The following is an 8,027-nucleotide window of genomic DNA, read 5'->3' on the forward strand; positions in this document are numbered from 1 at the left end:
GGAAACGGAACTGGACAAGACCGTCATCGACAAGCTTGGCGATCCGCTGGTGCACCTGATCCGCAACAGCATCGACCATGGCATCGAGTCGCCCGACGACCGTGAGGCCGCCGGCAAACAGCGTCAGGGGACGATCACGCTGTCGGCCACGCATCAGGGCTCTCACGTGCTGTTGCAGGTCAAGGACAGTGGCAAGGGCATGGACCCGAAGGCCCTCCATGCCAGCGCCGTGAAAAAAGGTCTGATCTCCGCCGACACCACGCTCAGTGATCAGGAATGCTTCGAGCTGATCTTTCGCGCGGGGTTCTCCACCGCGGAGAACGTCTCGAACATCTCCGGTCGCGGCGTCGGCATGGACGTGGTCAAGCGATCGATCGAAGCGCTGCGAGGCAGCCTCAGCATTCACAGCGAACTCGGCGTGGGCACCACGATCGAGATCACGCTGCCGCTGACGCTGGCGATCATCGAGGGGCTGCTGGTTCAGCTTGGCGATGAGCGGTACATCATCCCGTTGTCCTCTGTTGAGGAATGCCTCGAAGTCGCCGACGAGGAGACAGGCGGGATGTTCGGTCTGATCGAATTGCGGGAGCAGCTCGTACCTCGGGTGTCTCTGCGCGACTGGTTTGAGATTTCCGAAAACCGGCCGACAACTCATCAGGTGGTCATCGCCACAGCGGGCGATGAACGAATCGGACTCGTCGTCGACTCGGTGATCGGTCAGCACCAGACCGTCATCAAGTCGATCGGACATGTCTATGAACACCTGCAAGGACTTTCAGGCGCCACGATTCTTGGAGACGGGAGCGTCGCTCTGATTCTTGATGTCGCCCAGCTGGCGACATCAATGGCGCAACACGGAAGTGCCAACTCGTTGGGTAACCAACTCACCTTGAACACGATCCACTAACGATAACCGCTGCGCATCGCTCGGTGCACCAAGAGGGACTTCCTATGCAATCCACGACCGTGACGACCAAGGTAATTTTCGGTTTCAGCATGCTGATAGCCGTCATTGCCGTGACCGCCTACTACGCTCTGACAGCGCTCGACAATCTCAACACGACGATGCAGACCACGGTTGCGGGCCCGTCCGAAAAGGTGCACCACACGGCACGTATCGACCGGGATCTGATGGCGATCTCCCGCGCCGAGAAGAACATTCTGCTGTCGGAGACCGATGACGAGATGGCGGTGTTCGCGCGAGAAATCGACGAGCGCGTGGCCGACATGGAGTCCCACCTGGAAGGCGTCAGAGCCCTCTCGGATGAAAAGGAACGTCAGCAGCTCGACAAGTTCATGCGTGACTGGGAGCAGTACGAGATCACCAAGAACAACGTGGTCCGCCTGGCCCGCCAGAACACCGATCTGAAGTCCCGGATGATGTCGCAGAACGAAGGCCGGGATGCGTTTGAAACCATGCAGCGTCGCCTGGATGAATTGTCCGAGGGGCTGGAGGCGATGTTCGACACAGAGCCGGCCGCCGTCCACGCCGCCATGACAGCCCAGAAGTTGATGCGCACGCTGACTCGCGCGCATCGCGAAGAAAAGAACTTCCTGCTGTCACGCTGGCTTGAAGACATGGACACCTACGCCATGGCTCTGGAAGACGTGAAGGACGAGGCCGAAGTCCTGAGCGCCGAACTGGCTGAATCGGTGCCGGAAGCGCTGGCGACCCGCCTGACCGCGTTCACCGTCGCGCATGACGCGTGGAGAACGGTTCACGAGGACATTCTCGACATCAAGGATGAGAACGCGACTACCGTCGCCTTCGAGCTGGCGACCTTCCAGGGGCGCGATCAGCTCAACCGCGCACAGGCCACCATGGATTCGCTGACCGATCTGGGCTTTGAAGCCATGGCGTCCGGGGTGGAGGCCGCATCGGCCACCTTCGTACGAACCAAACGACTGCTGTTCATCGTGGCCGGCTCCGGCCTCGCCCTGGGCCTGTTGCTTGCGGTCATCGTGATCAGCGGGACCATGCGAACCGCCACGGCCGTGCGTCGCAGTGTGGATGAGGTCGCCAGCGGGAGCGATCAGATCAGCGCCGCCAGTCAGCAGATCGCCGAAGGCGCCGCTCAACAGGCCGCCTCCCTGGAAGAGATCTCGTCGTCCATGGAGCAGATGGCCGCCAACATTCGCCAGAGCTCGGACAACGCCAGCCAGACCGAGCAGATCGCGCTGAAGGCGTCCGAAGGGGCCCGTGAAGGCGGCGAGGCTGTGCGGCAGACCGTGTCGGCGATGTCCGAGATTGCCGAACGCATCACCGTCATCGGCGAGATTTCCCGCCAGACCAACCTGCTCGCCCTCAATGCGGCGATCGAAGCCGCGCGTGCCGGCGAACACGGTCGCGGATTCGCCGTCGTCGCAGCCGAGGTGCGGAAACTCGCCGAACGGAGTCAGAAGGCGGCTGAGGAGATCAGCGAAACGGCATCGAACAGCGTGGAGGTCTCACAACGCGCCGGCGACGTCCTGTCGCGCCTGGTGCCTGACATCCGCAAGACCGCGGAGCTCGTCAAGGAGATCAATGTCGCCTCCACCGAGCAGGATGCCGGCGCCGATGAGATCAACAAGGCGCTCAAGCAGCTGGATGACGTGGTGCAGCAAAGCGCCGCCTCCGCCGAACAGATGGCGGCTACCGCCGGAGTGCTGGCGGACCAGTCGATCTCCATGCAGGAGAACATGGCCAAGCTGAGCCGTGGCGGCCGACGCCCCGAAGTCGGCATCACGGACCAGCCGGACACGATGGACGACCTTGATCTGGACGATCTGGACCTCTCCCCGGAGCAGGAGGTGATCAGCGACTTTGCCCCGCCGGCCAATGACACGGGCGACGGCATCGACCTGGATCTCGGCACCGATACCGAGCAACTCAAGGAATTCGTGCGCTACTGATTCCTCACCACTCGGAGGCGGTTTCGTCCGCCTCGGTTCGGAGCAAGATCATGAAAGACCCCTACGACTTGACCGCGACACTGGATGCCGCCCAGGTTCTCACCTTCCGCCTGGCCGACGAGGACTACGCGCTGCCCATCGGCTCGGTCCGCGAGGTGCTGGAGTACACCGACATCACCCGCGTTCCCAAGACGCCGGACTTCATGCGCGGCGTGATCAACATCCGCGGCAGCGTGGTCCCGGTGGTCGACCTGCGTCTGGAGTTCGGCATGCCGGTCGCCGAACCGACGATCGATACCGCGATCATCATCACCGAGGTGCGCCACGAGGAGCGTCAGAGCCTGATGGGCATACTCGTGGACTCGGTCAGGGAGGTGCTGGAAATCGGACAGGACCTGCTGTCCGAAGCGCCGCCCATGGGCAACCGGGTGAGGACGGATTTCATCCGCCATGTCGCGCGACTGGAAGACCGGTTTCTGATGGTGCTGGAGATGGACCGCGTGCTGGCGCCTGAACAGCTGCATTCGATTGCCGGCGCCTGCGAGCCGGCTGACGCCGTCGCCGAACCGGCATGACGTCATGACGGCGTTCGCTTCCGCGGCACCCGCCCTCGGCGTTCTGCCTCCGCTCTCGAATCACAGCTTTGAGCGGATCGCTCGCTTTCTGCGCCGGGAGGCCGGTATCGAGTTGCCGCCGGACAAACACACGTTGGTCCAGTCGCGTCTGCGCAAGCATGTGGTGGCGGGAGGCTATGGCGACTACGACAGCTATGTCGACGAGACGCTGAGCAGGCGTGGGATCGCGTTGATCACGCTGATCGACGCGCTGACCACGAACAAGACGGCGTTCTTTCGTGAAGCCGACCATTTCCGCTATCTGCAGGAGCAATGGTTACCCACCCTGTCGCAGCTTGCCGGGTCTCAACGCCCACTGCGCGTCTGGAGTGCGGGCTGCTCCGCGGGACAGGAGCCCTACACACTCGCGCTGGTTCTGCTCGACGCACTGGAGCTCTACCCCCAGCTGCGCTTCGAGATCCTGGCCACGGACTTGAGCACCGCCATGCTCAAGATCGCGGTCAACGGCATCTACAGCGTGGATGACGTGGCACCCGTTCCTGAGTCGATGCGCCATCGCTATCTGATGCGCAGCCGCAAGGCTGGCGACAATCGTGTCGCGATGGGGCCGGAACTGCGCGAGCACGTGCGGTTTCAACGCTTCAACCTGGTCACCGACGCCTACGCGTTTGAGGCGCCGTTCGACCTGGTCTTCTGCAGAAACGTGATGATCTATTTCTCGAACAGCACACGCGAAGCCGTGGTTCGTCGCATTCATGACGTCATGGTTCCCGGCGCGCTGTTGATGATCGGCCATTCCGAATCCCTGAGCGGGTTCAAGACCCCGCTGCGTTACGTGGAGCCCACCATCTACACCAGACCCCTGGAGAACTGATCATGGCCACGATCAACGTCATGGTGATCGACGATTCCGCCATCGTCCGTCAGACGCTGAAGATGCTGCTCGATGCCGAACCGGATATCGAGGTGACCGACGTCGCTCAAGACCCCATCGTCGCCGCGCAAAAGCTGCGCAAGTCGATACCGGACGTGATTCTGCTGGATATCGAAATGCCGAGGATGGACGGACTGACGTTTCTGGAAAAGCTGATGTCGCAGCATCCCATTCCCGTGGTCGTCTGCTCCTCGCTGACGGCCAAGGGATCGGAATCCGCGTTCGCGGCCATGGAGCTTGGTGCCATCGAGGTCATCGAAAAACCCAAGGTCGATACCCGAGAACATCTGACGGAAAGCCGCAAGCTCATCGCGGACACCATCCGAGCGGCGGCCAAGGCCACACCGCGCAAGCGTCGCACGCGATGTCCGGTGGAGAAAAAGCTGAACGCCGATGCGGTGATTCGGCAGCGAGAGCTGCCCAATGCCGCCCTGGTCGAATCCACGGAAAAAATCATCGTCATTGGTGCATCCACGGGAGGCACCGAGGCCGTGCGCGAGGTGCTCGAAGGCATGCCGATCGACTGCCCCGGCATTCTCGTCGTTCAGCACATGCCGGAGCGGTTCACCTCCGCCTTCGCCAGCCGGCTGAACAAGTCCTGCAAGATTCGCGTGGCCGAGGCCCGGGATGGCCAGAGCGTTCTGCGCGGACACGCCCTGATCGCCCCCGGGGGCAGACATCTGCTGCTCAAGCGCAGCGGCGCCCGCTACTACGTCCAGGTCAAGGATGGTCCGCTGGTGTCCCGACATCGACCGTCAGTGAACGTGTTGTTCCGCTCCGCCGCGATGTACGGCGGCAGCAATGTTGTCGCCGCGATCCTGACCGGCATGGGTGACGATGGCGCCGACGGCATGAAGGAGCTTTTCGATGCAGGGGCCATCACCTTGGCGCAGGACGAAGCGAGCTGCGTGGTCTACGGCATGCCCAAGGAAGCCGTGAAACGCGGGGGCGTGCAGCAGGTACTGCCGCTGGAGCGGATCGCCTCCACGCTCGTGAGGTCCGCCGCCAGTCCACGCGGGTCGGAGCGACTCGTCGAAGCAGCCGTGTGATTGGTCCGGGGAGGCGCTGACAGCACCTCGCCGGGCGGTCTCGCGATTCCGCAAACCCCGCATCCCGGCGGAGCGGGACGATCGGGTACCGGTCCACTCATCGCGACCAGCCTCGAACGAAGCACCCCGGGCCTGCCGGATCCGGGAGGACGCGTTCGGGGCAGCGCCATCAGCCGGGCACGGTCTCCGAGGCGTTGCTCAGCTCGCCACCGGCGCGGGTTCACCCAGCAGCCTGATGAAGTCGGCTGACGGCAGCGCTGGGCTGAACAGGAACCCCTGCACCTCGTCGCAGCCATGCGACTCCACGAACTCGAGCTGTCGAGACGTGCTGACGCCCTCCGCCACGGTCTTGAAGTCCAGGCGCTTGGCCAGCGCGAGAATGGCCCCGACGATCGCGCGATCGTCCGTATCGCTCTCGATGTCGCGGACGAAACTCTGGTCAACCTTGAGCACATCGAAGGGCAGGCGCTTGAGGTAGGCCAGCGACGAATAGCCGGTGCCGAAATCGTCGAGCGCCAGCGTCACGTCCATTTCGCGCAAGACATGCAGACGATGCACCACCGATTGCACGTCGCCGAGCAGTGTGTGCTCCGTCAGTTCGAACTCCAGGCACACCGGCTCCGGCGCCGACGCCAGCACATCGCGCACCATGTCCTCCAGGTCCGGCGCGCCGAAACTGGCCGCCGACAGGTTGACGGCGATGCGCCCACCGTGGGCCGATACCGCCCTCCACAAGGTGGCGTCGGCGACCACGGTTTCGAGCACGTAGCGATCCAGCGCGACGATCAGGCCCGTGTCCTCGGCCAGCGGGATGAACTCGGAGGGATTGATGTAGCCCCCCTTCCCGTCCGGCCAGCGCACCAGCGCCTCGGCGCCGCTGATCCAGCGGTCGTGCACACGCAGCTTCGGCTGGAAATGAACCTCCAGCACACGGTTGCGCAACGCATCGCGCAGGCCCTGCTCCAGCTGGAGCTGATGGCCCAGGTTGGCATCCAGCGTGGGTGAATAGCGGGTCACCCGGTCACGCCCGTTGCTCTTGGAATGAATGGTTGCCGCCTGCAGGCGCTTGATCAGGCCCAGTGGCTCGTCGCAGTCATCCGGAAACAGCGTCACCCCGCCGCTCGCGGTGATCTCGACGGGACCGGCGGCCAGGATGTCGTCTGAATCAATCGGCTGCCGCACGGCGGCGAGCATGCGTTCGCCCAGTTCCGCGGCCGCGGCGGACAGCTCCTCGCCGGTGAGGCGGTCGTCCTCGCTCAGCAGCGTGACGAACTCGTCCGGACCGATGCGCGCGAGCAAATCGGTGGCGCGAATGCATTTCGCCAGGCGATTGGCAATGGTGCGCAACAGCCGGTCGCCAACCTGCTCCCCGTGCGCGGCATTGATCATGTGGAACCGGTCCAGATTCACCGAGACCAGTGCCAGACGTTGCCCGCCCCGGCGCAGACGGTCGGCGGCTCGCTCCAGGCGCATCACGAAATCGTGGCGGTTGGCGACCCCGGTCACCGGATCGAAGCTGAGCAGGTAATCCGCCCGCGCCGACGCGCTGGCGTGTTCCTTTCGCTCCCGCTCCAGGGCGTCCAGCGCCTCGGTCAACTCCAGCGTGCGCTCGCGGACATTGCTTTCCAGGGCGATGCGCTGATCGAACAGCGCCAGATGCGTGGCGACCCGGGCCTCGACGATCGGCGGACTGATCGGCTTGACGATGTAGTCAACGGCACCGAGCTGCAGCCCCCGGCGCTCGTCTTCCATCTCCGATCGCGCGGTGATGAAGATGACCGGGATACGCCGGGTTCTCGGGTCTTCCTTGAGCTTGCGGCAGACCTCGTAGCCGTCCATGCCCGGCATCATCACATCGAGCAGAATCAGGTGGGGAGGATCGTCGCTCCGGGCGATCTGCAAGGTGCGCTCACCGTTCGTGGCCACCTTGACGCGGTACTGACTGGACAGGATTCCATCCAGCAGCTCGATGTTCTCGGGCGTGTCGTCCACGACCAGAACCGTGGCGCCCGGTGCTCTCATGCCTGCATCCCCAATGCCTTGACCAGCGAGTCCAACTCCTGCTCCGCCTGTTCGAACGCATAGGCGCTCACATGACGCTGAATGGTAGCAAGCATGGGCGGCGGGTCGTGCATGGCCTGCTCAAGTTGTTCCATGATGCCGCGCGCCCGCGTGTCACTCTCGGACAAGGCCTGACGCAGTTCCCGGACGAGGCTCGCGATGTCCGCCGCCTCCGCCGGTGGCCGTGATTCGGACATGGCGCCGTCCGGTACCGGCACGCGCAACCCGCTCAGGGCCCGTTCGATCTTGTCGATCAGGGCCGCGGCCGAGGCGGCATCCTCGGTATCACGGCCCACCGCCTCCAGCCGCCCGGTGGCGGCCTCCAGATCGGGATAACCGATTGCCCCGGATGACCCTTTCAGAGCATGCGCGAGTTGCCGGATGCGGTCCCAGTCACCGGCCTCCAGGGCGGCGCGAAGATTCGCGGCATCGTCCTGATGATGTTCGACGAACAGACGCAGCATGCGATCACGCAGTTCCGGCTTGCCGCCGGCCCGCTTCAGCGCGAGCTTCGGA

7 protein-coding genes are annotated in these 8,027 nt (G+C 63.9%); 5 read left to right on the forward strand and 2 right to left on the reverse strand.

What is annotated here, in order from left to right; all coding sequences use genetic code 11:
* The first annotated feature begins 49 nt into the window (after positions 1-49).
* The 5 genes from ABNS06_RS05670 to ABNS06_RS05690 are packed head-to-tail and all read left to right on the forward strand — an operon-like array spanning position 50 to position 5,450.
* Positions 50-907, forward strand: a complete 858-nt coding sequence (locus tag ABNS06_RS05670; RefSeq protein ID WP_348673138.1) for a chemotaxis protein CheW — start codon at positions 50-52, stop codon at positions 905-907.
* A 44-nt stretch (positions 908-951) separates the two neighbouring features.
* Entirely contained in the window at positions 952-2,892 is a 1,941-nt protein-coding gene (locus tag ABNS06_RS05675) for a methyl-accepting chemotaxis protein (RefSeq protein WP_348673130.1), read from the forward strand.
* 50 nt (positions 2,893-2,942) lie between these two features.
* The gene (locus ABNS06_RS05680) at positions 2,943-3,467 is read left to right on the forward strand and encodes a chemotaxis protein CheW (RefSeq protein ID WP_348673132.1); all 525 of its coding nucleotides are present in this window, start codon (positions 2,943-2,945) and stop codon (positions 3,465-3,467) included.
* A 4-nt stretch (positions 3,468-3,471) separates the two neighbouring features.
* Complete coding sequence (locus tag ABNS06_RS05685; protein ID WP_348673133.1) at positions 3,472-4,341, forward strand: CheR family methyltransferase; 870 nt, start codon at positions 3,472-3,474, stop codon at positions 4,339-4,341.
* 2 nt (positions 4,342-4,343) lie between these two features.
* The gene (locus tag ABNS06_RS05690; RefSeq protein ID WP_348673134.1) at positions 4,344-5,450 is read left to right on the forward strand and encodes a chemotaxis response regulator protein-glutamate methylesterase; all 1,107 of its coding nucleotides are present in this window, start codon (positions 4,344-4,346) and stop codon (positions 5,448-5,450) included.
* Positions 5,451-5,648: 198 nt separating this feature from the next.
* On the opposite strand, the gene ABNS06_RS05695 is transcribed toward ABNS06_RS05690, so the two are convergent.
* Positions 5,649-7,472, reverse strand: coding sequence for an EAL domain-containing protein (locus ABNS06_RS05695; protein ID WP_348673135.1), 1,824 nt, complete (start codon positions 7,470-7,472; stop codon positions 5,649-5,651).
* Positions 7,469-8,027, reverse strand: a 559-nt coding sequence (locus ABNS06_RS05700) for an Hpt domain-containing protein (RefSeq protein WP_348673136.1), incomplete at its 5' end; no start/stop codon positions are given. The genes ABNS06_RS05695 and ABNS06_RS05700, both read right to left, overlap by 4 nt.

The sequence above is a fragment of the uncultured Abyssibacter sp. genome, assembly GCF_964000955.1.
Classification (GTDB): Bacteria; Pseudomonadota; Gammaproteobacteria; order Nevskiales; family OUC007; genus Abyssibacter.

What these genes read in the sequence shown, in the direction of transcription:
- ABNS06_RS05675 (WP_348673130.1), top strand. Translation starts at nt 952, where the DNA reads ATGCAATCCACGACCGTGACGACCAAGGTAATTTTCGGTTTCAGCATG.
- ABNS06_RS05680 (WP_348673132.1), top strand. Translation starts at nt 2,943, where the DNA reads ATGAAAGACCCCTACGACTTGACCGCGACACTGGATGCCGCCCAGGTT.
- ABNS06_RS05685 (WP_348673133.1), top strand. Translation starts at nt 3,472, where the DNA reads ATGACGGCGTTCGCTTCCGCGGCACCCGCCCTCGGCGTTCTGCCTCCG.
- ABNS06_RS05690 (WP_348673134.1), top strand. Translation starts at nt 4,344, where the DNA reads ATGGCCACGATCAACGTCATGGTGATCGACGATTCCGCCATCGTCCGT.
- ABNS06_RS05695 (WP_348673135.1), bottom strand. Translation starts at nt 7,472, where the DNA reads ATGAGAGCACCGGGCGCCACGGTTCTGGTCGTGGACGACACGCCCGAG.